Here is a 26,307-nt window from a genome sequence, read left to right as displayed (position 1 = left end):
CCGGTCCCGGCCGCCGCGCGGTCAGACCTCACACCGGAGACTGCCGCCGCGCGGCAAAGAACAGCGCAGGCGGCAGCGGAGTCCGGCCGTCACGCGGCGAAAGGCGGCTCTGGTACCTGCTGTGCGCGAGACGAGCCGCCGAAGCGGACGGCAGCCGGTCCGGGCCGCTGGGCGGTCAGACCTCACACCGGAGACTGCCGCCGCGCGGCAAAGAACAGCGCAGGCTGCTTTGGTACCGACTGTGGAAGTTACGAGCCGCCGGAGTGGACGGCGGCCGGCTCAGGTGACGTCGTCCCAGGAGGCGCGGACGGCCGGCTGGGACGTCGGGGCCGAGGTGGACGACGTGGCGCCGCGGACCGAGTTGTTGGCGGCCGAGGCGGCGTCCTGGGCGTCGCGCTTGACCTGGTCGGCGACGCCGCGGACGTCGTCGTAGATGCCCTGCAGCGGCTTGCGCAGGGCCGCCTCGTCCTCCTCGCTGAGGAGGTGCTTGCGCAGGAACGTCTTCGGGTGCAGGTCCTCGAGCTGGATGTCGGTGCCGAGCTCCTTGCTGAGGTCGCCGGTCGCGTTGCGGGCCATCTGGCGGATGTTGCGCAGCATCTTCACGCCGTCGCTGATCGCCTTCGGGAGGCGGTCGGGACCGAAGATGAACAGTCCGACCAGGATGATGACGAGGAACTCCCAGCCGCCGATGTTGTCCAAGCCCATGTGCCGGCCCTCCCCTGCTTTCTCCCGGGCAAGACTACGCACCTCCGGCCCGGTTCCGGGAGGGTCTGTCAGGTCACTTCGCGTCGGCGACGAGCGTGACGGACGCCTTCGCCCTGGCAGTACCCCGGAGATATTGAATTTCGACCGTGTCGCCGGGCGCGTATTTGCGCACGAGCGCGGTTAAGTCCCACGCCTCCTCGACCGGCTTGCTGTTGACCGCCATGACCACGTCACCGGCCTTGAGTCCGGCCGTCTCGGCGGGTCCGCCGGCCTCGACGGTGGCCAGGCGGGCGCCGCCGAGTGGGTTCTGGTAGGAGGTGTCGACCTGCACCCCCATCACCGTGCGGCGGGCCTTGCCGGTGTTGATGATGTCGGTGGCGATGCGGCGGGCGTGGTTGATCGGGATGGCGAAGGCGAGGCCGACGTTGCCGGCGCTGGACTGGTCCTCGGCGAGGGTGCCGATCACGGAGTTGATGCCGATGACCCGGCCGGCCGCGTCGAACAGCGGGCCGCCCGAGTTGCCCTGGTTGACGGCGGCGTCGGTCTGGATCGCGGCGTAGTAACGGGCCGTGCCGCCCTCGCTGGTGCGGATGGGGCGGTCGAGGTAGCTGACCACGCCGTAGGTGACGGTGCTGGTCAGGCCCAGCGGCGCACCGATGGCCACGACCGGGTCGCCGACCTGCACGGCGTCGGAGTTGCCGAACTGGACCGGCACGACCTCACCCTCGGGCAGGCCGTTGGTGTCGATCTTGAGCACGGCGATGTCCGACTCGGGGTCGCTGCCGACCACGCTGGCCGAGGCGACGGTCGCATCGCTGAAGCGGACGGTGGCGGAGCCGGTGCTGCCCTCGACGACGTGGTTGTTGGTGATCACGTGGCCGTCGCCGCTGACGACGAAGCCCGAGCCCAGCGACGTGCCGTTGCCGACCCGGACGCTGATCGTGACGACGCTCGGCAGGACCTTCTTGACCAGGCCGGCGACGGACTCGGGGGCGCGGTTGTTGGCCTCGGTGGTGCCGAGCTGGCCGCCGCCGAGGGTGGAACCGCCCCCGCCGACCGCGAAGACGTAGCCGAGGGTGCCGCCGAGCGCACCGGCGAGCAGGGCGGTGACGATGGAGACGACGAGGACCAGACCGATGCCGACCCGCGGCCCGGCCGAGGGTGGCGGCGGCTTCTCCAGCGCCGGCGCCTCGTCCTCGGGTGGCTTGACCACGACGACCGGAGCGTCCGGGTCGCGCCACGGGTCCGCCAGCGCGTCGGACCACCAGCTGTTGGCGGCCGGCTGCGGCGCCGCGGCCTGGGGCGCGCTGGGCGCGGCCCAAGCTGGGCGCGCCCCCCAGCCGGTGTTGCTGGCCGGCGCGCCGGGGCCTGGCTGCCGCCAGGCCGAACCGTCTGTCACGATCGGCTCCTCCGTCCGTTTCGCATCCAGCATTACACGACCCGGCTTGAAGCATGCGAGGGCGAGGTCTCCTAGAGTTGCGGTCTATCGACTTCTCTTAAGGGGTGCCCCATTACCGTGTCCGCTCGGACCGCTGATTTCATCGACGGCTTCGTCGCCGAGGAGCCGGTGCTGTCGGCCGCTCGCGAGGCCGCCGCTGAGCTGGGCATCAATGCGGTGAGCCGGGGCAGCGGGGCGGCCCTGCGGGTGATCGCGGCGGTGAGCAACGCCAAGGCCGTCGTCGAGGTGGGCACCGGCACCGGGGTGAGCAGCGGCTGGCTGCTGCGCGGGATGCGCCGCGACGGCGTCCTGACCACCATCGACTTCGAGTCCGAGCACCAGCGCGTCGCCCGCCGCGTCTTCTCCGCCGCCGGTCACCCGCCGTCGCGCACCCGGATCATCACCGGCCGCGCGCTGGACGTGCTGCCCCGGCTGGCCGACCGCGCCTACGACCTGATCTTCGTCGACCACGACCCGAGCGAGTACGGCCCGGTGGTGGCCGCGGCCGAGCGTCTCCTGCGGCCGGGCGGCACCCTGGTCCTGGCCGACGCCCTGGCCGGCGGCCGGGTCAGCGATCCCACAGTGCGGGACGCGGAGACGGTACTGCTGCGGGAGGCGGTCAAGGCCCTCCGCGAAAGCGATGCGTGGACCCCGGCCCTGCTCCCCCTCGGTGACGGAATGCTCCTCGCCGCTCGCGCGCAGTAACTTTCGCGGGCGCCGGCCCGAAACCGTCGTACCCGGGGCCGACGATGCCGTCATGAGCGAACTCGGCATCATCACCCGGACCATCCTCCCGGCCACGGCACCGTATGACTTCCACTGCACCCTGCGCGCTCTGAAGGATTTCTGGCCCGGCCGCGGCGACATCGCACTCGACCTCCGCGGCGGCTGGGCCCGCCGCGCCCTGCCGCACCCGAGCGACCCCGACGCGGCGATCGTGGTCCAGATCACCGAGCGCGACGACGGCGCGCCCGGGGTCGCGCTGACCCTGTTCAGTGCCGAGCCGCTGGACGGGCTCGACCTGGACGTCGCCCGCGGCCGGGTCGCGGCCTGGCTCGGACTGGACGACGACCGCACCGAGTTCCTCCGGCTGGTCGCCGACGACCCGCCGGTCCGGGCGCTGCTGGCCGCGACCACGGGCCTGCACATGGTGCGGTTCCCGACCCTCGCCGAGGGTGTCGTCTACTACGCGCTGGTGCAGAACTCCGCGCCCTGGTACGCAGCCAAGATCAAGCGCAGCCTCGCCGCCCACGTCGGCACCCCGGTCTCGGTGTGCGGCGACGAGTTCCTGGTCCTGCCGGAGCTGCCGTGGCTGGCGCAGCTGACGCCGTTCGAGCTCGTGCCGTTCGTCGGCGGGCGGCCCCGGGCCGACCGGGTGGCCTCGATCATCGGCGGCGTGGCGGCGCTGCACGAGGAGCTGCTGCGCACCGCGCCCTACGGGGAGGCGCGGGCGGCGCTGCTGGGGGTGCGCGGCATCGGGGAGTACACGGCGCACTCCCTGCTGCTGCGGGCCCTCGGGCGGCCGGACGCGGTGCCGCTGGAGCACGCGCAGTACATGGACACGGTGCGCACGGTCTACGCGGAGAGCGCCGAGCCGTCGCCGGCCGAGCTGCGGGACCGATACGGGCCGTGGATCGGCTGGTGGGACTACTGCTGCCGGACCGCGCTGGGCTGGCGGGAGGCGGAGCGCAAGGAGCTGGAGAAGGCACGGCGGAGCGCGGCGGCGCCCCGGCGGGCACGGACGGGGCCGGGGAGCGGACGGCCACGGTCGGCGCCCCGCCACACGGCGCCATGGAGCCCCACCGATCCGGGCCGGGCCGCGGACGACCCGCCCGCCGCCGCGGCCGACCGGCTCTCGGCGCTCTCCGCCGACCGGCTCTCGGCGCTCTCCGCCGACTGGCTCCCGGATGTCGCGCACGACGGCGGCTTGACCGGCGCCGCGCACGTAGAAGGCCAGGCCGGCGCCACGCAGGTTGACGGCCAGGCCGGCGCCACGCAGGTTGACGGCCAGGCCGGCGCCACGCAGGTTGACGGCCCGGCCGGTGCCGCGCACGTTGGAGGCCCGGCCGGTGCCGCGCACGTTGGAGGCTTGGCGGCCGCCGCGCACGTTGGAGGCTTGGCGGCCGCCGCGTGCGTTGGAGGCTTGGCGGCCGCCGCGTGCGTTGGAGGCTTGGCGGCCGCCGACCGTGACGGGGACTTGGTTTCCGCTGGTGAGGAGGTTGTCGTGGGCTGACGGTGGCGGTGGCGGTTCAGAGGATGCCCGTGAGCTGGTCCTTGTAGCCGAGGATCGGCTCCGGGTCGGCGCCGAGGACGTGGTGCAGGAGGGTGGCGTAGACCGCGCGGAAGTCGGTGGTGAACTTCAGGTCGCCGTTGTCGAGGTCGGTGAGGCTGGGCTGCTCGCCGTAGAGGCCGCCGCGCACGGGGCTGCCGAGGACGAACATGTTCGACGCGGTGCCGTGGTCGGTGCCGTCGGAGCCGTTCGCGGCCACCCGGCGGCCGAACTCGGAGTAGACGGCCACGACGACCTTGCGGCCGGCGTCCGTCTTCGCCATGCGCTCGGCGAACGTGGTCAGCGCCTCGTCCAGGAGCTTCAACAGGATCTCCTGGGAGTTGCGCTCCTCCGCGTGCAGGTCGAAGCCGCCCAGGGAGACGGAGAAGACGCGGGTGGCCACGCCGGCCTCGACGCAGCGGGCCACCAGGTCCAGCTGGGTCTTCAGGTCGGCGCGGCCGCCGGTGGCGGTGCCGGACGAGGAGGACCCATCGGTGTCGCCGCCGGCCTCGTCGACGCTGTGGATCATGGCGTCGACCTCGACCAGGTCGGCGAACGCGCGGGCGGCCCGGGCCTGCAGCTTCGGCTCGCCGGCCGCAGGTCGGCCGAAGGCGGTGAGGACCTCGGGCTTGACGCCGGCCGGGAGGGCCAGGCCGGTGACGGGGACGGCGGCACCGGCGGTGGTGACACCGGCCAGGAGTGGAGGGAGTACCGGTTCGAAGGAGACGGCGTGGCGCGGGTCGCCACCGACGGCGTCCAGCCACCGGCCCAGCCAGCCGGTGTTGCCGGGGCGGTCGGGCTGGGCGGTCTGCCAGATGTCCATGGACCGGAAGTGGCTGTGGTCGGGCTTCGGGTAGCCGACACCGCGGACGATGGCGAGCTTCTTGGCGTCGTACATGCGCTTGAGGCCGGTCAGGCCCGGGTTCAGGCCGAGAGCGTCGTCGAGCTTGAGGACCTCCTCGGGCTTGTACGCGAGCTCGTGGCGGGCCGGGGCGTAGGCCGTGTCGGCGTAGGGGATGACGGTGGCCAGGCCGTCGTTGCCGCCGTACAGGGTGACGAGGACCAGGGTTTTCGCGTCGCCGGGGCGGTCGTCCCAGGTGGCGGTGTCCAGGATGTCGTGCACGGTCCAGGCGCCGCCGGCGAGCAGGGCCGTGCCGCCGACCACGCCGCTGGCGATCAGGAACTTCCTCCGGGTCACGGCGTCCATGCCGCCTCCTTCCTGGCCGGGCCGGCGACGGTGCGGAGGCCCGAGAGCTGAGGGTCGGGGGGCGAGGGCTGGGGACCGGGCGACTTCGCACGAGTCAGCGCTTCCATGCCGCCTCCGTCCAGGCCGGGACCGCCGAAGGTGCCGGGGGCCGCGAGCTGGGAGCTGGGGGCCGGGGTCGGGAGCTGGGGGCCGGGAGTCGGGAACTTCACACGATGCAGAACGTCCATGCCGTCTCCATCCGGGGCGTGCCGCCGGTGACGGTGGCGGCGGTGGGCGGGCTGGTCAGGTGATGGCGTACTCGGGGCTGGCCAGGCCCAGGGTCAGCAGGCGGCGGGCGTCGTTCGCGGCCGGGGTCAGGGCGGCCAGGGTGCGGTCCGTGAACTTATCGACGACCAGGAGGCGGGCCAGCACAGGCGGGCGTTGGGCGGGTGGGGCGGCGGTCAGGCGGTCCAGGATCGGCTGCGGGGCCCGGGCGGCCAATGTCTGGGCGAGTTTGATGCGGGCCTGTGTGGCCGCGGTCGTCAGCCAGGCCGCGCCCGCGGGCCAGCCGCCGACGCTCGGCGGGCGGAGCGGGACCTGGCCCAGCTGGGTCAGGGCGTTCGTCAGCTGCTTGCGCTGGGCGTCGGTCAGGTCGGCCGGGCGGAGCTGGAGTTGACGCAGGGCGCCGACCAGCCACTCCACGGGCTGTTTGACCAGTTCGGCGTGGCCGTCGGCGGCTAGCAGGGTGCGGAGCATGGCCGCGGTCGTCGGCGCCGAACTCGCCTCGGCCAGGACTTCCGGTGGGATGTCCGCGTCGCTGCAGTACCGCAGCCAGAGGCGCCTGGCGATGAACTCGGGGGCGGCCGGCTGGGACAGCAGGACGTCGGCGAAGCCGTCGGCGTCGAAGGTGCCGGTCCGGCCCAGGATGGTCTTCGGCTTGTCGTCGTGGCGTTTCGGGTTCAACGTCGCCGTGCCCGACTTCTGGTCCACCACCCAGCCCGTCAGGGCCCGCGCGCCCTCGCGGACGTCCTGCTCCGTGTAGTGGCCAACGCCCAGCGTGAACAGCTCCATCAGCTCGCGGGCCAGGTTCTCGTTGGGGGCCTTGCCGGTGTTCTTCTGCCCGTCGAGCCAGAGGATGAGGGCGGGGTCGCGCAGCATCGCGTGGACCTGGGTCGCGAAGTCGCCCAGCGCGGTGCGGAACAGGGTCTGCTGCTGGGCCAGCATGAGCGGACCCGACTTGACCTTGTCGGCGGACGTGGCCCAGTGGCCGTGCCAGAAGAACGTCAGCTTCTCGTGGACCTGATGGTCGGCCTGCACCATCCGGTCCAGCCACCAGGCGCCGACGGTCCTGATCTGCGCGGCCCGGTCCGACTGCTCGTTGACGACCGGGCCCAGCTTCGGCAGCGGGGTCCGGGCCGCGCCCGCGTCCGTCCCGGACGTGTCGAACAGCGCGTCCAGGGTCGCCGCCTCGCCCCGGGACTCGGCCGCGTCGACCTCCTCCGCGGTGGGTCCGAACGTCGCCCGGCGCAGCAGATGCGCCACCCTCTCCCGATCGGCCATGGACCCCACGCTATGGCCTGTTTGTACGAGGCACGTTAAGCGCGGCTCAGCAACCGGCAACGCCGGTACCGCCGCCGACGCCCGCAGCGGCCGAGCAAATGGACATATACGATAAATCCGATATGTCGAGCGCAGCGCGGCGCGGAGCGCCCGACATATCGGATCGCGCGCAGCGCGGCGCGGAGCGCCCGACATATCGGATCGCGCGCAGCGCGGCGCGGAGCGCCCGACATATCGGATCGCGCGCAGCGCGGCGCGGAGCGCCCGACATATCGGATCGCGCGGAGCGCCCGACATATCGGATCGCGCGGAGCGCCCGACATATCGGATCGCCAACCAGAGAGAGGGAGCCAAGAGCGAGGGCGGCGGCGGGGTCAGCGGCCCTCGTAGACCGGCTTCTGCTTGGCGACGAAGGAGGCGGTCGCGTTCTGGTGGTCGGCGGTGTGGCCGCAGATCGACTGGGCCTCGGCCTCCACGGCCAGGGCGGCGGCCAGGGAGCCGGAGCCACCGGCGGCCAGTTCGCGCTTGATCTGCGCGTAGGCGAGCGTAGGACCCGCGGCCAGGCGGTCGGCCAGCTCCAGCGCGGTCGGCAGGACGTCCTCGTCGGACTCGGTGAGTCTCGTCAGCAGGCCCAGGGCCGCCGCCGCCTCCGCCCGCACCGGTTCGGCCAGGAGGAGCAGTTCCACGGCCTTCGCGTGGCCCACGATCCTCGGCAAGGTCCAGGAGATGCCCGTGTCGCCGGCCAGGCCCACGTTGGCGAAGGCCATCAGGAACGCGGTCCTCGGGCCGCCCACGCGGAAGTCGGCTAGGAGGGCCAGGGAGGCGCCGGCGCCGGCGGCCATGCCGTTGACGGCGGCCACGACCGGCTTCGGCATCTCGGCCAGGGCGATCGTGATCGGGTTGTAGTGCTCGGTGACGGTCGAGAGCGAGGCCCCGGAGCCGGCCTCCAGGGACTCGGCGTGCTCGCGCAGGTCCTGGCCGCCGCAGAACGCCCGGCCGGCGCCGGTGAGGACGACAGCGCGTACCCCCGGATCCGCTTGTAGCCCCTGCAACGTGTCGCGCAGCGCCACCTTCAGCGCGCCGGTCAGCGAGTTGAGGGCGTCGGGGCGGTTGAGGGTCAGGATCGCCACACCGGCTTCGGTGCGTTCGACGAGCAGCTCCATTGCGAACTCCCAGAGGCTAAAGGGTCAGGCAGGCGTCCACGTACCGGTCGGCGGCGGGGCGCAGGCGCAGGGCGTGGTGGTCGAAGAAGGCGGCGGCCGCGGTGCCGGCCCAGCGGGCGGGGAGCAGGGCCGGCGGCAGCTGCGGGTCGCGGAACAGGAACGCGCGCCAGGCGTGGACCAGCGTGAACCGGACCGCGTACGCCTGCTCGTCGGCGGTGCCGGGGCCGACGGTGTGCACCAGCGGCGTGAGGCGCTCGACGAACTCACCATAGGCCGCGGCGATCGCGTCGAGGTCCCAGGCTCGGGCGACGAGTCGCACCGCTCCGGCAGTACCCCCGCAATGTTCTGCTGTGAATCGGTCGTAGCGCACACCGGCCTCGGCCAGCAGGGCGTCGACGCCCTCGCCGGGGCGCGGGGCGATCCAGGTCGAGCCGTCGATCGCGCCGTAACCGAGGAATCCGAGGTTCGCGCTCAGGCGGGCCCGCGCGCCGCGATGCGCCGGGGGCTCCAGCGTGATGAGATCGAAACTGCCGGTCCACGCGCTCCCGGGGCCGCCGGGGCGCTCGGTCCGGTAAATGCGCGCGCCGGCGGCATCGAGGCGGCGGGCCGCCTTGGGGGTGATGCCGTAGCCGGGGCCGGTCGGCAACCGCAGCGGGTGCAGCCAGCCCTGCCGGACCATCCGGGACACGGCGGTGCGCACGGCGGGCGCGGCGATGCCGAGGGGAGCGAGCAGGCGCACGAGCGCGGCGACCGCGGCCCGTCCGCCACGCGGACGGAGATGGTCGCCATAGAGGTCGAAGAGGGCGGACCGGGCCTGCATGGCCGCTTATTGTGACAGTTGACCGGCAGATTTGCCAGAAAACGTCACACCGGCTGGCCGGGCACCGGCACCAGGTTCCCGCCCCGGTTTGGGTCTTGGGCCCATCATCAGGGAAAATCATCGGTTGGTGCGTACTTCACGGAGTCTGCGGGTCCGGTCGGGACTTCGTGAGCAGGCGCGCCGGGCATGCGGGGACGGCTGTGCCACCTGATGTCTGGGACATCAGGAAGCGAAGGGAGACAACATGGCGGCCATGAAGCCGCGGACAGGCGACGGTCCGCTGGAGGTCACCAAGGAGGGCCGCGGCATCGTCATGCGCGTCCCGCTCGAGGGTGGTGGGCGGCTCGTCGTCGAGATGACCAAGGATGAGGCCAACGAACTCAGCGAGGCGCTGAAGACGGCCACTGGCTGAGTCTTCCTGCAATCGGCTCCGCTATCGGGTTGACTGGGTTGGGAGGAGCGGCCGGCATGCGGTCGCTCCCACTGTTGTGCGCGCGGAAATCATTGGAGGCCCCGTGCTGGACATCAAGCTCGCCACGAACCGCACCACCTCGGGTGCGATGGCCGTCGTGGTGCCGTCCGGCGACCCTTTCTCCGCGCTCGAACTGCTCAACCCGGTCGACCAGGCCGAGGCCGACGCGTTCCTCGACGACGTCGAGCACACCGGGTCGCCCGGCTCGGTCCACAAGCTGCCGCGGCCCGGCCGCAAACCGTCGAAGCTGCTGTTCGCGGGCATCGGCGAGGGCGACGAGGCGGGCTGGCGGGCGGCCGGAGCGGCCCTGGCCAAGGCGGCCCGCAAAGACAATGCACTGCGGATTCTGGTACCGCACGACACCGCCGGAGTCGCGATCCGGGCCCTGGCCGAGGGGCTGTGGCTCGCGTCCTACCGGTTCAGCCTGACCGACGACGAGCCGGACCCGCTGCGCCGGGTCACGATCGCGCTCCCGGCCGGTGCGGAGCTCGGCACCGCCCTGGACCAGGCCCGGGCCGTCGTCACCGCCACCACCCTGGCCCGCGACCTGACCAACATGCCAAGCGACCGCAAGACCCCGGCCTGGTTCGCCAAGCAGGTGGTCAAGGCCGCGGCCGGCACGCCGGGGCTGACGGTCGAGGTCCGCGAGCCCGGTTACCTGCGGGACAACGGCTTCAACGCGATCCTGACCGTCGGGCGCGGCGCCGGGGCGGAGCGCGGCCCACGCCTCGTCGAGCTGTCGTGGCGCCCGCGCGGCGCGAAGCGGCACGTGGTGCTGGTCGGCAAGGGCATCACGTTCGACACCGGCGGCGTGTGCATCAAGCCCCTCGCCGGGATGAAGCTCATGCGCAAGGACATGGGCGGCGCGGCCGCGGTGATCGGGGCGACCCTGGCCGCCGCCGCGATGCGCCTGCCCGTGCGGATCACGGCCCTGGCGCCCCTCGCGGAGAACGCGCTCGGCGGCGACAGCATGCGCCCCGGCGACGTGGTCACCCACTACGGCGGCATCACGTCGGAGATCCTCAACACCGACGCCGAGGGGCGCCTCGTGCTCGGCGACGCGATGGCCTATGCGGTGCGCCGGCTGCGCCCGGACGTGCTCATCGACCTGGCCACCCTGACCGGCGCCCAGGGTGTGGCGCTGGGCAAGCGGACGGCCGCGATGTACAGCCACAGCGACACCCTCGCCGGCGACCTCGCGGCCGCGGCCACCGCCAGCGGCGAGTCGGTGTGGCGGATGCCGCTCAGCGAGGACTACGCCCAGGAGATCCGCGGCGACCTCACCGACATCATCAACTCCACCGACGTCGGCGCCGGGTCGCTGCTGGCCGCGCTCTACCTGCGCGAGTTCACGGGGCCGCTGCGGGAGCGCTGGGCCCACTTCGACATGTCGTCCCCGGCCTGGGCCGACTCCGGCGACGGCGAGCTGACCAAGGGCGCCACCGGCTGGGGCGTGCGCACGCTGACCCGGTGGCTGGAAATGGAGACCGCCGCCTGATCGCTCAGGCGGCGGCTCGCGGTTTTTCGGTTCGCGCAGGCCTACAGGATCGTCCAGGTGTCGCCGCTGTTGAGCAGCGCGCCGAGCTCCTCGTCGGGCGTGCCCTTGACCTTGGCCTGGGCGGTGGCGAGCTGGTCGCGGACCACGTCGTCGTAGGCGGGCCGGTCGACCGAGCGGAACACGCCGATCGGGGTGTTGCGCAGGTCGAGGCCGGGCAGCCGGGACAGCGCGAACGCGTAGGCGGGCTCGGCCACCGTCTCGTCGTGGACCACGATCTCGTCGGCCGCGACCTCGGCGGTCGGGACGACCGAGAGGCCGAAGCCGCCGGGCGGGTGGGTGACCGCCCACTCGCCGTCCTTGCCGAACGTGATCGGCCGGCCGTGCTCGAGCCGGATCAGGAAGTCGTCGCGGGTGGACGGCTCCTTGAGGGCGTCGAACGCGCCGTCGTTGAAGATGTTGCAGTTCTGGTAGATCTCCACGAACGCCGACCCGCGGTGCTCGGCCGCGGCCCGCAGCACCGACTGCAGGTGCTTGCGGTCGGTGTCGAGGGTCCGGGCGACGAAGCTGGCCTCGGCCCCGAGGGCCAGGGAGATCGGGTTGAACGGTGAGTCCGCGGAGCCGGCCGGGGTCGACTTCGTGATCTTGCCCACCTCGGAGGTCGGCGAGTACTGCCCCTTGGTCAGGCCGTAGATCTTGTTGTTGAACAGCAGGATCTTGAGGTTGACGTTGCGGCGCAGCGCGTGGATGAGGTGGTTGCCGCCGATCGACAGCGCGTCGCCGTCACCGGTGACGACCCACACCGACAAATCCGGGCGGGACACGGACAGGCCGGACGCGATCGCCGGCGCGCGGCCGTGGATCGAGTGCATGCCGTAGGTGTTCATGTAATACGGGAACCGGGAGGAGCAGCCGATGCCGGAGACGAACACGATCCGCTCGCGCGGGATGTTGAGCTCCGGCATGAACGACTGCACCGCGGCCAGGATCGCGTAGTCCCCACAGCCGGGGCACCAGCGGACCTCCTGGTCGGACTTGAAGTCCTTCATCGTCAGCTTCAACTGCTCAGGCATTCTTGACCACTTCCTCGAGCACGCCCTCCAGCTCGGCCGCGGTGAACGGCAGGCCGCGGACCTGGTTGTAGGCGATGGCGTCGACCAGGAACCGCGACCGGATGACCGCGGCGAGCTGGCCGAGGTTCATCTCCGGGATGACGACCTTGTCGTAGGACTTGAGCACCGCGCCCAGGTTCTTCGGCATCGGTGACAGGTGCCGCAGGTGCGCCTGGGCGACGGCCAGGCCCCGCTGGCGCAGCGCGCGGGCGGCGGCGCCGATCGGCCCGTACGTCGAACCCCACCCGAGCACCAGGACGCGGGCGGTGCCGTCGGGGTCCTCGACCTCGAGGTCCGGCACGTCGATGCCCTCGATGCGGGCCGCGCGGGTGCGCACCATGAAGTCGTGGTTGGCCGGGTCGTAGGAGATGTCACCGGTCTTGTCGGCCTTCTCGAGGCCGCCGATTCGATGCTCCAATCCGGGGGTACCGGGGACCGCCCACGGCCGCGCGAGCGTCTTCGGGTCGCGCAGGTAGGGCAGGAACGTCTTGCCGTCCTCGCCGTTGGGTGCGGTCGCGAACTCGACCCGCAGGTCGGGCAGCTCGTCCATGTCCGGCAGGCGCCAGGGTTCGGAGCCGTTGGCGATGTAGCCGTCCGAGAGCAGGATCACCGGTGTGCGGTACGTCAGCGCGATCCGGGCCGCTTCGAGGGCCGTGTTGAAGCAGTCGGCCGGCGACCGGGGGGCGAGGACCGCGACCGGGGCCTCGCCGTGCCGGCCGAACAGGGCCATGTTGAGGTCGGCCTGCTCGGTTTTGGTCGGCAGGCCGGTCGACGGGCCGGCCCGCTGCACGTCGATGATCAGCAGCGGCAGCTCGAGGGCGACGGCGAGGGAGATCGTCTCGCCCTTCAGCGCCACCCCCGGCCCGGACGTGGTGGTCACGCCGAGCGCGCCACCGTAGGAGGCGCCCAGGGCCACGCCGATCGCGGCGATCTCGTCCTCGGCCTGCACGGTCGTCACGCCGAACTTCTTGTGCTTGCTGAGCTCGTGCAGGATGTCGGAGGCCGGCGTGATCGGGTAGGCGCCCAGGAAGACCGGCAGCCGCGACCGCACCCCGGCCGCGACGACGCCGAGGGCGAGCGCGGTGTTGCCGGTGATGTTGCGGTAGTTGCCCGGGACCATGCGGGCGGGCTTGACCTCGTAGCGGACCGCGAAGTTCTCGGTCGTCTCCCCGAAGTTCCAACCGGCCTTGAACGCGGCGATGTTGGCGGCGACCAGCTCGGGCCGCGACGCGAACTTGCGCTGCAGGAACGACAGGGTCGACTCGTGCGGCCGCGAATACATCCAGGAGAGCAGGCCCAGGGCGAACATGTTCTTGGCCCGCTCGGCGTCCTTCTTGGAGATCTCGAAGGACTCGAGGGCCTTCACCGTCATCGAGGTGAGGCCGACGGGGGCGACGTTCCAGCCCTCCAGGGAGCCGTCCTCGAGCGGGTTGGCGGCGTAGCCGACCTTGGCCAGGTTGCGGTTGGTGAACTCGTCGGTGTTGACGATGATCGAGGCGCCCTTGGGCAGGTCGGCGATGTTCGCCTTCAGGGCGGCCGGGTTCATCGCGACGAGGACGTTGGGCGCGTCACCGGGCGTGAGAATGTCGAAATCGGCGAAATGCACCTGAAAACTCGACACACCCGGCAACGTCCCGGCGGGGGCGCGGATCTCGGCCGGGAAGTTGGGCAACGTCGAAATATCATTGCCGAGCTGCGCGGTCTCGGACGTGAAGCGGTCACCGGTGAGCTGCATACCGTCGCCGGAATCGCCAGCGAACCGGATGACCACTCGATCCAGCTGGCGGACCTGCTTGGTCACGTGAGCTGACCTCCTGTGGCGGCGGATCGGATGTCGTACACCCCTGAGGGTACGTCGGCGTGAACGCCGTGCCTGCGGCGCATATCCCTCTGGCGGCGTCGTAGATGCGACTTGCATCATTGCGCCGCACGGCCCTCGTGTGCGCCTGGAGTTACGGCAAAACGGGAGTTCAGGTGTCGTCGGACGGGTCTTCGGCGGCGCGGAAGCCGGACCCGGCGACCGGGCCGTCGGGCAGGCGGGGCAGCGTCATGGCGCGTGGGATCGGTGAGCGGGTGGTGGCGCCGCCCTGTGCCGGTACCAGCACCACGTCCTCGACCTCGTCGGCGCCGAGGTCGTCGTCCTCGCCGCGGGTGCGCCGACGCAGGGAGAACACGACCAGGCCGCCGGCGATGCCGACCAGGCCGGCGATCCCACCGATGATCGGCAGGCTGGACAGCTGCCCGCCCTCGCCGCCGGACTGCCCGCGCAGGCTCATGTCGGTCGCGAAGGTCCGCTGGGCGGCCGGCGACGGCGGGGCCGACGTCGGCAGCGGGGCCTCCGCGCCGGTCAGCGGCGGCGCGGTGATCTTGTAGTCGTAGCGGGTCTCGATGATGTCGAGGCCGGGCGGCGCGAGGTAGCCGTGCACGGCCCCGGTCAGCGGCAGCTCGGCCCGGGCGGCGGCGGTGACGGCCATCCCGAACACCGCCGAGACCTCCTTGCCGGGGGCGATGTCGCCGAGCTCACAGCGGTACCGGTCGCCGGCGATCCGCTTGTGGGAGCGGCAGGCGCCCGGGAACGTGACGAGGTCGACACCGGGCGGTGTGACGATCTCCACCGCACCCGGGGCCTTGGTGGTGCCGGTGTTGCGCAGGCGCACGGCGAGCGGGAACGTCTCGTCCTTCGGCGCGGTCGCCGCGGGCAGCACCGGGGCCGACGTGTTGAGCTCGATGCCCGGGGTCGGCGGCGTGGTGAACGCGAACGCGATCGGCGCGGCCCGCGGGTAGCCGGCGGACGAGGTGCTGACCTGGCCGGCGGTGATCGTCTTCCAGGCGCCCGGGTCGACGTTGACCTTGACCACGACCTGGCCCAGGCCCTGCTCGGGCAGGGTGCAGCTGAAGCTGGCGGCGCCCGGTGCCACGGCGCAGCCGCCGGTGCCGTAGGCGCCCGTCGCCTGCGACCCGCTGGGCAGGTTGTAGACGCCGGTGATCGTGTCCTTGCCGACGTTCTCGCCGGTGTTCTTGACCGAGATGACCAGCTGCGCGGAGCCGTCGCCCTGCCAGTAGGCGTCACCGAGGGAGACGGTGCTCACGGTCAGCTTGTACCGGTGGACCGGCGCCGGCTTCGGCGGCGGCGGGGCCGCAGTGGTCGGCGGGGGCGGCGGCGGGGCCTCGGTGGTGGTCGGCGGGGCCTGCGTCGGCGGCACCTCCGTCGTCGGGTCCGGGGGCGGCACGACCTCGGTCGGGGTCTCGACGGGGGCTGTACTGGTCTCGCCGTCCTCGGGGTCCGCGTATGCCGGTGCGGCGACCAGCAGGCCACTGAGGACGGCCAGGAGCACGAAGGAGCCGGCCCGCATCCGCCTTGCTGTGCGGCGGCGCGAGGGTGCTTCCATGAGGGGGTGTCCTTCTTGGTCTCGTGTCTGAGCTGGGCTCGCCCGTCAGCTTTTTGCTGTCCGGCAAGCAACCTGAAGGACATTATCTAGAGAGTTTCGCGTTTTCGGCATGTCGGAGATCGTGATGATGCGTGTACGGTGCGTGCGATGAGCGGATATCTGGGTGGATATGCGACGCTCGGACTCCTCCTGCTGGTCGGAGCCGGGGTCTTCGTCGCCGCCTTTACGGCCAACCGGCTGCTCGGACCGCGCCGAACGGCGGACTGGGCGACCTCCGCGGGCCCCAAGTACGAGACGTACGAGTGCGGGTTGGACCCGGTCGGCGGGGACTGGGCCCAGGCCCAGATCCGCTACTACGTGTACGCGTACCTGTACGCGCTGTTCGCCGTGGAGAGCGTGTTCCTCTTCCCGTGGGCGGTCACCTTCGACACGCCCGGCTACGGCGGGGCCATCGTCGCCGAGATGGCGATCTTCGTCGCGGTCCTGTTCCTGGGCATCCTCTACGCATGGCGCAAAAACATCCTGCGCTGGACGTGAACGTTTCCTGATCGGCGGCCTTCGCCCCGGCCCTACGCGAGCCCGCCGCAGTCCTACGCCAGCCCGCGCCGGGCCACGGCCGGTTGACGGTCGCCCCGGATCGCCGCGACCGTGTCCAGCACCCGGCGGGTCGGCCGCACCTGGTGGGCCCGGAACACCCTGGCCCCCAGCCACGCCGACACCGCCGTCGCCGCCAGGGTCCCCTCCAGCCGCTCCCCCACTTGCGCGTCGAGGGTCTCGCCGATGAAGTCCTTGTTGGACAGGGCCACGAGCACCGGCCAGCCCGTCGCCACCATCTCGTCGAGCCGGTTGGTGATCGCGAGGGAGTGGCGGGTGTTCTTGCCGAAGTCGTGTGCCGGGTCGATGAGGATGCCGTCGCGGCGCACCCCGAGCGAGAGTGCGCGCTCGGCCAGGGCGGTGACGGTCAGTACCACATCCCGCACCGGTTCTTGAAACGCGGTGCGATGCGGACGCGTCCGCGGGGTCAGGCCACCGGCGTGCGAACAGACCAGGCCCGCGCCCGTCTCCGCGGCCACCGCGGCCAGGGCCGGGTCGGCACCGGCCCAGGTGTCGTTGATCAGGTCCGCGCCGGCCGCGACCACCTCCCGGGCCACCTCCGCCCGCCAGGTGTCGATCGAGATCACGACGTCCGGGAAGAGCGCCCGGATCCGCTGGACGGTCGGCAGCGTCCGGCGCAGCTCCTCGGCCGCGTCGACCGTCTCGCCCGGGCCGGCCTTCACACCACCGATGTCGATGATGTCGGCCCCCTCGGTCACCGCGGCCTCCACCGCGCGCAGGGCGGCGTCCTCCGCGAAAGTTGCACCGCGGTCGAAAAAGGAGTCGGGAGTCCGGTTGACGATCGCCATCACTGCGTACTCGCCGTCGGCGAAGTGCCGGGAGCCGAGACGAAACATCGCATGACCTCCGTGTTTCCTACAGATGGGTGTGCCGGGCTCGCCCAGGCGTACTCAGCGTGCCACGATTCCCCCTATGGCTGAGTTCCTCCTGGTGTTGATCGCCGCTGTGGTCGTCGGGGCCATCGGGTTCGGCGTGTCGCTGTTGATCACCGGTGATGACCCGGGGATCGAAGGACATGAGCCCGACGGGCGCTCCGTCCCGCTGCCGTCATCGCGCCCGCTGGTCGAGGGTGATGTCAACCAGATCCGGTTCGACACGGTCGTCCGCGGATACCGGATGGCCCAGGTCGACACCGCCCTGCGGCGGGCCGGCTACGACATCGGCTACAAGGAGGAGCTGATCCAGGTCCTGGAGGCCGAGATCAAGGCACTCCGCGAGGGCCGCCAGGAGGACGCCGACGCGCTGCGCGACGCCCGCCTGGCCGCCGCCTCGGGGGCCGCCGCCGAGACCGCCGCCGAGACCGCGGCCGACACGCCGGTCATCGAACTGGATGCGGCGGACAGGTCCGATGCAGTGGCCGATGAGCTCGAGCAGCCCTCCCCGGCGGTGAAGTGAGCGAGGAGTACGTCGGCGCCGAACGGCCCGGACCCGGTGAGGTGACGGCCACGGTGATCGTGGCCGCGCCCGCCGCGCGGGTCTTCGCCGCGCTCACCGACTGGTCCCGGCAGGGCGAGTGGATCCCGTTCACCACCGTCCGGGTGATCTCCGGCGACGGCGGCGAGGGCAGCGAGGTCGAGGCGGTCACGCAGGTCGGCCCGGCGGCGGTGCGCGACCTGATGCGGGTGGTGAAGGTCGACCCGCCGTTCGAGCTGCGGGTCGTGCACCACGGCAAGGTGCTGCGCGGGCCCGGGGTGCTGCGCTGCACCCAGCTCGGCGCGGACCGCACCCAGGTCGTCTGGCACGAGTGGTTGCAGCTGCCGGCGGGCAATGCCGGCCGCTTCGCCTGGCCGCTGCTGTGGCCCGGGTCGAAGGCCGGCCTGACGGGGGCCCTCAAGCGGTTCGCACGGTTGGTGGAGTCCGGGCGCCTGGCCTGATTTTCTGTCGTACCCGACCGGTAGCGTCCTGGCCATGAGTGGTGTGGTGGTGGGTGCCGACGGCCGGGCGCGCTGCGGTTGGGGCGGGTCGACCCCCGATTACCTGGACTATCACGACAGCGAGTGGGGCCGGCCGATCCGCGACGACAACGGGCTGTTCGAGCGCCTGTCGCTGGAGGCGTTCCAGTCCGGGCTGTCGTGGATCACGATCCTGCGCAAACGGCCGTCGTTCCGGGCGGCGTTCGCCGGGTTCGAGATCGAGAAGGTGGCCGCGTTCGGCGAGGCCGACGTCGACCGGCTGCTCGCCGACGCCGGGATCGTGCGCAACCGGGCCAAGATCGAGGCGGCGATCGCCAACGCCCGGGTGGCGGCCGAGCTGCCCGGCGGGGTCGCGGCGCTGCTGTGGTCGTTCGCGCCCGACCCGAAGCCGGAGCGGCCCGCCGACTTCTCCGCGGTGCCGGCGGTGACCGCCGAGTCCACGGCGATGGCCAAGGCGCTCAAGAAGCGTGGCTTCCGGTTCTTCGGCCCGACCACGGCCTACGCGCTGATGCAGGCCACCGGGATGGTCAACGATCATGTACGCGGCTGCTTCGTGGAGGTCTGAGCTGGGCGTGATGCAATGAGGCCATGGCGAAGTGGGTGGTTGTGGTCTCCGCGGAGCAATACGAGCACGAGCGGCTCTACGGGGCTGGTGGGCTGGCGGCACCGGACGCGGGTCCGGCACCGGGCGACGAGGCGCTGCTGGTCGCGGGTGGGGATGAGCCGGTCGTGTTCGGGCTGGCGCGGGCGGATTCGAGCGGGCGGTTGCAGTACACGGTGAATCTGCTGGACTCGCCGCTGCCGGCCGGTGGGCTGGCCCGGCGGACCGGGCGGCTCGACGAGTCGTCCTACCTGGCCATCGCCCGGCAGGTGGCGCCGTCGTCGCTGCGGCGGACGTATCTGGTCAGTGTCGACCTGCCCATCGAGGCGTCCTCGCCGGGTGAGGCGGTGCGGCAGTTCTGGAGCTATGTGCGGGAGCTGGGGCCGGCGGAGCTGCCGGCGTTCGTGTGGCCGGCCGGCGACGAGTTGGCCATGCAGGCCTATGTGCTGGGCGTCGAGGCCAACCAGGACCCTGAGGAGGAGTAGGTCACTCCACCGTCGAGAAGCGGATCGAGCCGGCCATGAGATCCGGGTGCTCTATGGTCAGCGCCAGGGCCACCGACTCCTCCAGGCTCAGCGCGCCGCCCGCCGCGTAGGCGGTGTCGAAGGCCGCGTCGCCCATGGCCGCGCGGAGGTCGGCCTGCTGCTCGGTCCAGAACGCGCCGAACGCGCCGCTGGAGCAGCGCAGCCGGATCCGGGCCGACTGGGCCGCGCCGAACAGCCGGGCCGCGGTCTCCAGGTCGTCGGCGAGCCGGCAGCGCACCGCGACCGCGTTCAACGTCTCACAGACCCGCAGGTGGAAGCCGTGGGTCATGCGCGAGCGCAGGGCGACGATCAGGTGGTCGTGCGCGGCCACCAGGTCACCCCGGGCCAGCGCGACCATGCCGAGCAGCATGTCGACGGTGCGGCGGCCCCGCTCCAGGGGGCGGCTGTTCTCCATCGGGCGGGCGCTGGCCAGCAGGTCGGCCGCCTCCTCGAGATCGCCGCGCCGCCACAGGAGCTGGGCCAGGGTGTAGACCGCGGACAGCGCCTCGCCGGCCACCCCCTGCTCATCGGACCAGCCGATGACGTCGCGGGCCAGCCGCTCGGCCTCCTCGGTGCGGTGCATCTCCAGCAGCGGGGCGCCGCGCGCGGACAGGATGCGGGCGATCAGGCCCGGGTCCCCGGCCCGGCGGGCGGCGGCCTCGGCCCGCTGCGAGAACCGCAGCTCCTCGACCGTCTCACCGTCGGCCCCGGCGTGCAGGGAGTGCATGTGATAGGCCGCGGCCAGCTCGGCGTCCGGCACCGGCTCGCCGGTGGCGCTGACCCGCTCATACAGCCGGAACAGCCACATCCGGCCCTCCCGGACCAGGCCGCGCTCACGCCACCACTGGTCGAGCGAGCCGGCCAGGGCCAGCCCCTGCCGGGCACTGCCCCGGGTGACCGTCCAGTGCAGCGCCGCCCGCAGTTCATCGGCCAGCGGATCCAGGGTGTACAGCGAGAGCGTGACCGGCCGCCCTTCGCCGTCCAGGTAGGCGTCGTGGGCCGCCTGCAGACACCAGGCCACGTGCCGCTCCCGGGCCGACTCCTCCTCGCCGGCCTCGCTGAGCAGCCGGGCGGCGTAGGCGCGGATCGGGTCGAGCATGCGATAGGTCGCGTTGGTGGCGCCGGCCTCGGCCTGCAGCAGCGACTTGTCGACCAGCGTCGCCAGCGGGTCGAGCGGGTCACCGTCGTGCAGCCACTCGATCGCCGGAAGGTCGACGGGGCTGGCGAATACCGACAGCCAGCGCAGCAGCCGGGCCGAGCGCGCGTCCAGGGTGCGGTAGGACCAGTCGACTGCGGTCTGCATGGTGCGGTGCCGGTCGCTCAGGTCCGAGCCGGAGCTCGGGCGGGAGCCGGCGTCGAGGGTGCCCAGGACGTCGCCGATCCGATCGGCCAGCTGCGGCGCCGAGAGCAGGCGCAGGCGGGCCGCGGCCAGCTCCAGGGCCAGCGGCAGCCCCTCCAGGGCCTTGGCCACCCGGGTCAGGTGGGCGATGTCGCCGGGCTCGACCGGCCGGCCGCCGCGGGCCGCCGAGGCCCGGTCGACCAGCAGGGCCACCGCGTCGCTGAAGCCGCCGCCGCTGGCCGCCTCGACCGACAGCGGCGGGATCCGCCAGACCACCTCGCCGGCCAGGCCCAGCGGCTCCCGGGAGGTGGCCAGGACGGCGACCTCGGAGCCGGCCGCGAGCAGCCGGGCCACGAGCCGGCGGGCCGCGGGCAGCTGGGCGTCGGACGTGTCGAGCAGGACCAGCAGGCGGCGGTCGCGGACGTGGTCGGCGATGGTCTGCACGACGGCCCGGCCCGGCTCGGGGCGCAGGCCGAGGGCGGCGGCGACACTCACGTCGACGAGGTCGGCGTTGGCCACGGCGCTGAGGTCGGCGAACCAGACGCCGTCGCGGAACCGCTCGACGATCTCGCCCGCCGCCTCGACCGCGACCCGGGTCTTGCCGGCGCCGCCGGCCCCGACCACGGTGACCAGGCGGTGGCGGGTGATGAGGTCCCGCACGGCGGCGCGCTCGACGGCCCGGCCGATGAACCGGGTCGTCTGCACGGGCAGGTTGTGCGCGGGCGCGTCGATGGTCCGGGGCCGCGGGAACTGCCGGTCGAGGCCGGGCGCGACCAGCTGGAAGATGCGCTCGAAGCCGTCGAAGCCGCGCAGCCGGTGCAGGCCGAGGTCGAGCAGCCAGGCCCGGTGACCGAGCGGGCCGTCCTCGACGCACGGGTCGGTGGGGTCGATCGGGGCGGCCGCGGACGACAGGCCGACGTGGGCGGCGGTCGCGGCCGAGCACAGGACCTGGCCGCCGTGGGCGGCGGCGGCGACGCGGGCGGCCCGGTGGACCTCCGGCGACGTGTACTCCCCGCCGTAGGGCTCGGCGAATCCGGTGTGCAGGCCCATCCGGACCTTGGGGCGGGCCTCGGGGCTCGGCCAGTCGTGGGCGGCCAGCGCGCGCTGGGCCTCGGCGCAGGCGGCCAGGGCGGCGGCGGCATCGGCGAACGCGACGAACAGCGAGTCACCCTCGGTGAAGAGCTCCACACCGTCCGCTTCGGACAGCGCGCGGCGGATCACCTCCCGGTGCTCGTGGAGCACCGGCCGGTATCCCGCACCGAGCATCTGGGCCAATCGGGTCGAGCCCTCGATGTCAGTGAAGAGGAAAGTCACCAGCCCGCTGGGCAGGTGCGGCCGCCCCGACACGTGAAACCTCCGCCTTCCTATTCAGGCGTGCCCCATATTTCCCCAACCAAGTGCCGCGCGCATCGTAAAAACGGTCGATCCCGGATTGGTCATCCGGGGCGATCTGTGCTGCTCAGCAACGATGGGCGGCAACGCGAGAGTGGGTTTCGCGGGACGTAACGACAACACTCCGGCAACGGTTGCGGGACAATCAGTCACAACATCAAGTCCGTTTTCCTGGTGTAAAACTCACCCAGACGAAACTGCCTGTTAACAATATTTCAGCAACCACAGGCGCCGCCGCAGCACCCGCCGCCGCCGACCGGCGCGGATCCGCTGGCCGGGCCGCCCGCGGAGGCTCCGCCGACGGCGATCGTCGACAGCAGCTTGACCGTGTCGTCGTGGCCGGCCGGACAGGCCGTCTTCACATTTGCTTCACGCATCGGGCGTTGCACCTCGAAGGTGTCACCGCAGGCCCGGCAGCGGTACTCGTAACGTGGCATTCCCACAGGCTATGCCACGGTGACACGCGCCCGGGAATTCGGAATACTCGAAGGCGTGGCAAGCGACGAAGAGAAGCCGGAGGCCGAGCAACCGACCACAGTGGACACACCGGCGACCACCCCGATCCGCCCTCCCACGCCCAGGGAGCCCGCGGACCGGTGGATCCCCGTTGAGATCACTGCCCCGCAGCTCGGTGAACCCGCCGATCCCAAACCGCCCCACCAGCCCAAACACGCGGCGGAGGGGCTACGGCCGAGCTGGTCGGAGACCAACCCGGTCCCGGCGGCCGGCAACGTCCGCTGGCAACGGGCCGAGGCCAAGGCTCGGAAGCGGGCGGCGGCCCGGGCCAAGACCGACCCGCTGTATGCCCCGACTTCCGACATTTCCGATATTTCTGATAAGCCAGATCTCTTGGAGTCGGGCAACACCCGGTGGCAGCTTTCGCAGGCCCGGCGGGAACGGCTCGACCGGTTCAAGGCCCGGCCCGGCGTGCGGTTCCTGCTCCCCGGCATGCTGCTCGCGGTCCTCCTCGCCGCGGCCGGTGTGGCCGGGGCCGTCGTCGTCCCCGCGGCATCCAAGCCGCGCGCGGACGCCTCAGCCTCCCCCGGCCCGGCGCCGCAGGGCACCAACGGCGCCCCCGTGATCACCGACCCACCCGCGTCCGGCGAGGCGCCACAGCCCGACAACCCGTCGGCCTCCCCCACGTTCAGCCCGCCACCCGGCGCCCAGCAGCGCCCGGCCGACGTCTACGGCGCCTGGGCCGCCGCCCGATCGGTGCGCCTCGACATCCCGGTGGTCGCGCTGCAGGCCTACGGCTACGCGGAGGCCGTCACCGCCCGCTCCACCCCGAAGTGTCACCTGACCTGGACCACCCTCGCCGGCATCGGCAAGATCGAGTCCGACCACGGCCGGACCAACGGCTCGGTCCTGCAGGACGACGGCCGCTCCGTCCCGCCCGTCATCGGCCCGCCGCTGGACGGGCAGAACAACCGGCAGTCCGTCGCCGACACCGACCAGGGCGTCATGGACAACGACCGCACCTGGGACCGCGCGGTCGGCCCGATGCAGTTCCTGCCGGCCACCTGGAAGCAGTACGGCCTGGACGCCGACGCCAACGGGGTCGCCGACATCGACGACATCGACGACGCCGCCCTGACCGCCGCCGCCTACCTGTGCGAAGGCGGGCGCGACCTGTCCACAGTGGAAGGGTGGAATGCGGCGGTACACGCCTACAACCTGCCGGAGGAGTATCGGGCCGCCGTGTTCAACGCGACCAATGACTACGGGCGGCGCGATCGGCAGGGTTGAGGGTCCGGTCCTGTGGTCTGCGCTTCGATGGTCTCTGGTTGGGGTCCGGGCTTTGATGGTCTCCGCTTTGATGGTCTCCGCTTTGATGGTCTCCGCTTTGGTGGGTCTCCGCTTTGTGGTCTCTGGTTTGACGTCCGGTCTTGTGGTTTCTGCTCTTGCCGGGCGGGCTGATTGCTTGGTGGAGCCGGCCCGGAGCACCGGAAGATCTACCCTGAGTGGAAGATCAATGCCACGCTCTGCGCTCTGGTACTTCCGCTCAGCCACAAACAAGGGCAGGCTTAGGGCGTGAAGGTGCGCGAGTGGGATCCTGGGACCGCACCCGCGGCCGAACTCGACGCGGTGCTGCGGGCGCTCAACGACATCGTGGCCGTCGATGTGCCCGAAGACCCGCCGTGGCGCGAGAACATGTTCCGGGAGTATCTGGCCCTCACCATGCCGGGTGAGAGCCGCACGTCATGGCTGGCCACGGACGACGGCGGCGACGTGCTCGGCCACGCCAGCCTGCTGTCACTCGAGGACATCGGCGTGCTGGAGCTGACAGTGGTGCCCAGCGCCCGCCGCGGCCGCGTCGGCACGGCCCTGCTCGCCGCCGTGGCCCGCCGCGCCGCCGAGGAAGGCTTCGAGTCCGTCGGCGTCGAGGTCATCGGCGGCACCCCGGCCGTGAAATTCTTCGAGGCCCAGGGCTTCGAGTGCGCGTTCATCGAGATGCGCAACCTGCTCGACCTCAAAGGCGTCGACTGGCTGCGCCTCGGCGAGATGGCCGCGGGCATCGGCGCCGGCTACCGCATCGAGTACTACCCCGGCGGTCCGCCACCGGAGCTCTTCGCCGGATACGCGGCGGCCAAGGAGGCGGCTCGCGCCGGCGTGATCGACGACCTGGCCCTCCGCCCCAGCTCCTACGACTCGGAGCGGCTCGCGGCGAGCTTGCGCACCCTGCACGCGCGCGGGTTGAAGCCATACATCGTGCTGGCCGTGCACGAGCAGTCCGAGACCATCGCCGGCCTGACCGAGGTCGTGGTCCCCGCGCAGCGCCCGACGCGAGCCGACCAGTACGACACGATCGAGGTCCCGACCCACCGCGGCTACGGCATCAGCCGCGCGATCAAGGCCCGCATGCTGTTCGAACTCCGCGCGGCCGAGCCCGGGCTGCTGGACGTGCAAACCTGGAACGCCCTCGAGAACGAGCCGCTGCTGCAGGTCAACGCCGAGCTGGGCTTCAAGCCGGACCGCGAGTGGCGGGAGTACGAGGCGGACGTCCCGGAGCTGCTGCGCCGGCTGAAAAGTTGAGGTCGGACCGGCAGAGCTGAGGTCGGACCGGCAGAGCTGAGGTCGGACCGGCAGAGCTGAGATCGGACCTGCTCGGGCGCTGTCCGACCGGCCGGAGCTTGAAGCCTGCCCGACTTGAAGCGCTGCCCGAACGGTCTGGCCCCGAGCACTGCCCGAACGGTCTGGCCCCGAGCACTGCCCGAACGGCCGGGTCGTCGAACGCTGCCCGAACGACCTGACGCTGAGCGCTGCCCGAACGGCCGCGGCGGACCCGACTCAGCTGGCCGCCCAAGGGCCCGTTACGAAGGTGCCGGTGTCGGTGAACGGGAAGGCGTTTGGGGTGCAGCCGTTCAGCGCTATCGTCTGCGTCTGCATCACCGGGGCTATCTGGCCGGCGGCGGGGCACTTCATGTGATCGAAGCCCAAGAAATGGCCCATCTCGTGCAGGACCGTCATCGCGTGGTAGTCCGTGCTGGCCGGGAAGCCGTCTATGCCCTTCAGCCAGCGGCGCAGGTTGAGCAGGATGGTCTTGCCGTAGCGGCAGGAGTATACGCCCTGGGTGGAGACGCCCACGGCCTTGCAGAGTTTGTCCACTGTGGCCGGTGTCGCCAGCTTCAAGGTTACGTTGTAGTCGGAGCCGCTGACGCGCTGGAATTTCCAGCTCGCGCCGCTGATCTTGTTGGGGGCGTAGGTGATCGGGTGGGCGGCGGAGGCGGTCCAGCCGAGTGGGGCGCCTATGGCCCGGTCGACCTCGATGGCCAGTTGGTCGGTTGTCCAGACCGGGTTGTTGGCCCACTGGATGCCGGTTTCCATCTCGACGCGGTACTTCACCAGCGTGCCCGCGTCCGCGGAGCCGATCAGGTCGGTGCCGCCCGTGGCGGCCGTGAAGTTGCCGCTGCCCTGGTTGGGGACGCCGTCGTTGGTGTTCGCCTTCTGGCCGCCGGTGTCGCCGCCCGGGTTGACCTTCTTGACTGTGGCCGATGGTTTGGCGCTGGCTTTCGATGGTGCCGGGGCGGGGGCCAGGCCGCTGTCGCCCTCGAGTTGGCCGATCGGGAACGGGTCTGAGCTCGACAGCGCCTCGCCCGGGTCGGACGGGGGCGGCGACGAACCGGCGTGCGTCCCACAGCCCGCGGCGAACACGGACAGTAGCGCACAGACAACGGTCAATCGGTGACTTCGACTCCCAAACACCCGGCCGAGCCTAGGGGAACTTCGCAACCAAAGCTGCCCCTCCATTGAATCCATCACTGTGGGCAACGTAAGGGTGGGGACGGTACGTCTACGTACAGTCCCCACCCGGTC

General features: G+C 71.9%; 25 protein-coding genes. 11 read left to right on the top strand and 14 right to left on the bottom strand.

The window, feature by feature from the left end; translation table 11 throughout:
- Positions 1 to 279: 279 nt before the first annotated feature.
- A complete protein-coding gene (locus ACIA8L_RS02865) occupies positions 280 to 705 on the bottom strand; it encodes a Sec-independent protein translocase subunit TatB (protein WP_395899739.1) in 426 nt (141 codons plus the stop codon).
- Between the two features lie 73 nt (positions 706 to 778).
- Positions 779 to 2,137 (bottom strand): S1C family serine protease, encoded by a 1,359-nt coding sequence (locus tag ACIA8L_RS02860; protein ID WP_395899737.1) that lies wholly within the window; start codon positions 2,135 to 2,137, stop codon positions 779 to 781.
- Between the two features lie 84 nt (positions 2,138 to 2,221).
- On the opposite strand from ACIA8L_RS02860, the gene ACIA8L_RS02855 reads away from it, so the two are divergent.
- Positions 2,222 to 2,848 (top strand): O-methyltransferase, encoded by a 627-nt coding sequence (locus tag ACIA8L_RS02855; protein WP_395899736.1) that lies wholly within the window; start codon positions 2,222 to 2,224, stop codon positions 2,846 to 2,848.
- A 52-nt stretch (positions 2,849 to 2,900) separates the two neighbouring features.
- Entirely contained in the window at positions 2,901 to 4,376 is a 1,476-nt protein-coding gene (locus ACIA8L_RS02850) for a hypothetical protein (protein WP_395899734.1), read from the top strand.
- Between the two features lie 16 nt (positions 4,377 to 4,392).
- Here the strand turns inward: ACIA8L_RS02850 and ACIA8L_RS02845 are convergent, their stop codons facing one another.
- From ACIA8L_RS02845 to ACIA8L_RS02825, 5 genes are all read right to left on the bottom strand, one after another.
- Positions 4,393 to 5,619 (bottom strand): DUF1501 domain-containing protein, encoded by a 1,227-nt coding sequence (locus ACIA8L_RS02845; protein WP_395899732.1) that lies wholly within the window; start codon positions 5,617 to 5,619, stop codon positions 4,393 to 4,395.
- On the bottom strand, positions 5,607 to 5,846 hold the full coding sequence (locus ACIA8L_RS02840; protein WP_395899730.1) for a hypothetical protein: 240 nt from the start codon (positions 5,844 to 5,846) through the stop codon (positions 5,607 to 5,609). Before ACIA8L_RS02840 ends, ACIA8L_RS02845 begins: the two co-directional genes overlap by 13 nt.
- Before the next feature lie 55 nt (positions 5,847 to 5,901).
- Entirely contained in the window at positions 5,902 to 7,158 is a 1,257-nt protein-coding gene (locus ACIA8L_RS02835; protein ID WP_395899728.1) for a DUF1800 family protein, read from the bottom strand.
- A 374-nt stretch (positions 7,159 to 7,532) separates the two neighbouring features.
- Positions 7,533 to 8,321, bottom strand: coding sequence for an enoyl-CoA hydratase-related protein (locus ACIA8L_RS02830; RefSeq protein ID WP_395899726.1), 789 nt, complete (start codon positions 8,319 to 8,321; stop codon positions 7,533 to 7,535).
- Between the two features lie 16 nt (positions 8,322 to 8,337).
- Positions 8,338 to 9,141, bottom strand: coding sequence for a PaaX family transcriptional regulator C-terminal domain-containing protein (locus ACIA8L_RS02825; RefSeq protein WP_395899725.1), 804 nt, complete (start codon positions 9,139 to 9,141; stop codon positions 8,338 to 8,340).
- Between the two features lie 244 nt (positions 9,142 to 9,385).
- Between ACIA8L_RS02825 and ACIA8L_RS02820 the strand changes: the two genes are divergently transcribed.
- Together ACIA8L_RS02820 and ACIA8L_RS02815 are read left to right on the top strand one after the other, a co-directional pair.
- Positions 9,386 to 9,553 (top strand): DUF3117 domain-containing protein, encoded by a 168-nt coding sequence (locus ACIA8L_RS02820; protein WP_081971220.1) that lies wholly within the window; start codon positions 9,386 to 9,388, stop codon positions 9,551 to 9,553.
- A gap of 103 nt (positions 9,554 to 9,656) precedes the next feature.
- Positions 9,657 to 11,111, top strand: a complete 1,455-nt coding sequence (locus ACIA8L_RS02815; protein WP_395899722.1) for a leucyl aminopeptidase family protein — start codon at positions 9,657 to 9,659, stop codon at positions 11,109 to 11,111.
- A 41-nt stretch (positions 11,112 to 11,152) separates the two neighbouring features.
- Here ACIA8L_RS02815 and ACIA8L_RS02810 read toward each other — a convergent pair whose 3' ends face one another.
- From ACIA8L_RS02810 to ACIA8L_RS02800, 3 genes are all read right to left on the bottom strand, one after another.
- Positions 11,153 to 12,181: a 2-oxoacid:ferredoxin oxidoreductase subunit beta gene (locus ACIA8L_RS02810; RefSeq protein ID WP_395899720.1), complete on the bottom strand. Its 1,029-nt coding sequence runs from the start codon at positions 12,179 to 12,181 to the stop codon at positions 11,153 to 11,155.
- Positions 12,174 to 14,021 (bottom strand): 2-oxoacid:acceptor oxidoreductase subunit alpha, encoded by a 1,848-nt coding sequence (locus tag ACIA8L_RS02805; protein WP_395899719.1) that lies wholly within the window; start codon positions 14,019 to 14,021, stop codon positions 12,174 to 12,176. Before ACIA8L_RS02805 ends, ACIA8L_RS02810 begins: the two co-directional genes overlap by 8 nt.
- Positions 14,022 to 14,190: 169 nt before the next feature.
- Positions 14,191 to 15,609, bottom strand: a complete 1,419-nt coding sequence (locus tag ACIA8L_RS02800) for a hypothetical protein (protein WP_395899717.1) — start codon at positions 15,607 to 15,609, stop codon at positions 14,191 to 14,193.
- Positions 15,610 to 15,756: 147 nt separating this feature from the next.
- On the opposite strand from ACIA8L_RS02800, the gene ndhC reads away from it, so the two are divergent.
- Complete coding sequence (gene ndhC / locus ACIA8L_RS02795) at positions 15,757 to 16,146, top strand: NADH-quinone oxidoreductase subunit A (protein WP_395899715.1); 390 nt, start codon at positions 15,757 to 15,759, stop codon at positions 16,144 to 16,146.
- A gap of 53 nt (positions 16,147 to 16,199) precedes the next feature.
- On the opposite strand, the gene folP is transcribed toward ndhC, so the two are convergent.
- Entirely contained in the window at positions 16,200 to 17,060 is an 861-nt protein-coding gene (folP, locus tag ACIA8L_RS02790; RefSeq protein WP_395899714.1) for a dihydropteroate synthase, read from the bottom strand.
- A 76-nt stretch (positions 17,061 to 17,136) separates the two neighbouring features.
- Between folP and ACIA8L_RS02785 the strand changes: the two genes are divergently transcribed.
- Genes ACIA8L_RS02785 through ACIA8L_RS02770 form a run of 4 tightly spaced genes read left to right on the top strand, consistent with a single transcriptional unit; the run spans position 17,137 to position 19,223 of the window.
- Positions 17,137 to 17,619, top strand: a complete 483-nt coding sequence (locus ACIA8L_RS02785; RefSeq protein WP_395899712.1) for a DivIVA domain-containing protein — start codon at positions 17,137 to 17,139, stop codon at positions 17,617 to 17,619.
- The gene (locus ACIA8L_RS02780; RefSeq protein ID WP_395899710.1) at positions 17,616 to 18,098 is read left to right on the top strand and encodes an SRPBCC family protein; all 483 of its coding nucleotides are present in this window, start codon (positions 17,616 to 17,618) and stop codon (positions 18,096 to 18,098) included. Before ACIA8L_RS02785 ends, ACIA8L_RS02780 begins: the two co-directional genes overlap by 4 nt.
- 34 nt (positions 18,099 to 18,132) lie before the next feature.
- Entirely contained in the window at positions 18,133 to 18,702 is a 570-nt protein-coding gene (locus ACIA8L_RS02775; protein ID WP_395899708.1) for a DNA-3-methyladenine glycosylase I, read from the top strand.
- A gap of 23 nt (positions 18,703 to 18,725) precedes the next feature.
- A complete protein-coding gene (locus ACIA8L_RS02770; RefSeq protein WP_395899706.1) occupies positions 18,726 to 19,223 on the top strand; it encodes a hypothetical protein in 498 nt (165 codons plus the stop codon).
- Between the two features lies 1 nt (position 19,224).
- Here the strand turns inward: ACIA8L_RS02770 and ACIA8L_RS02765 are convergent, their stop codons facing one another.
- Both ACIA8L_RS02765 and ACIA8L_RS02760 read right to left on the bottom strand, forming a co-directional pair.
- Entirely contained in the window at positions 19,225 to 21,948 is a 2,724-nt protein-coding gene (locus ACIA8L_RS02765) for an adenylate/guanylate cyclase domain-containing protein (RefSeq protein ID WP_395899704.1), read from the bottom strand.
- A 260-nt stretch (positions 21,949 to 22,208) separates the two neighbouring features.
- Entirely contained in the window at positions 22,209 to 22,430 is a 222-nt protein-coding gene (locus tag ACIA8L_RS02760) for a zinc ribbon domain-containing protein (RefSeq protein ID WP_395899702.1), read from the bottom strand.
- A 55-nt stretch (positions 22,431 to 22,485) separates the two neighbouring features.
- Here ACIA8L_RS02760 and ACIA8L_RS02755 point away from each other — a divergent pair, with 55 nt between their 5' ends.
- Together ACIA8L_RS02755 and ACIA8L_RS02750 are read left to right on the top strand one after the other, a co-directional pair.
- Positions 22,486 to 23,739 (top strand): lytic murein transglycosylase, encoded by a 1,254-nt coding sequence (locus ACIA8L_RS02755; protein ID WP_395899700.1) that lies wholly within the window; start codon positions 22,486 to 22,488, stop codon positions 23,737 to 23,739.
- A 285-nt stretch (positions 23,740 to 24,024) separates the two neighbouring features.
- Entirely contained in the window at positions 24,025 to 25,026 is a 1,002-nt protein-coding gene (locus ACIA8L_RS02750; protein WP_395899699.1) for a GNAT family N-acetyltransferase, read from the top strand.
- A 255-nt stretch (positions 25,027 to 25,281) separates the two neighbouring features.
- Here the strand turns inward: ACIA8L_RS02750 and ACIA8L_RS02745 are convergent, their stop codons facing one another.
- Entirely contained in the window at positions 25,282 to 26,145 is an 864-nt protein-coding gene (locus tag ACIA8L_RS02745; protein ID WP_395899697.1) for a DUF3152 domain-containing protein, read from the bottom strand.
- Positions 26,146 to 26,307: the final 162 nt, after the last annotated feature.

Source organism: Dactylosporangium sp. NPDC051541 (assembly GCF_044454505.1).
GTDB lineage: Bacteria > Actinomycetota > Actinomycetes > Mycobacteriales > Micromonosporaceae > Dactylosporangium.
The sequence above is the reverse complement of the archived record's forward strand: the minus strand, read 5'-3'. Positions and strand labels throughout refer to the sequence as shown.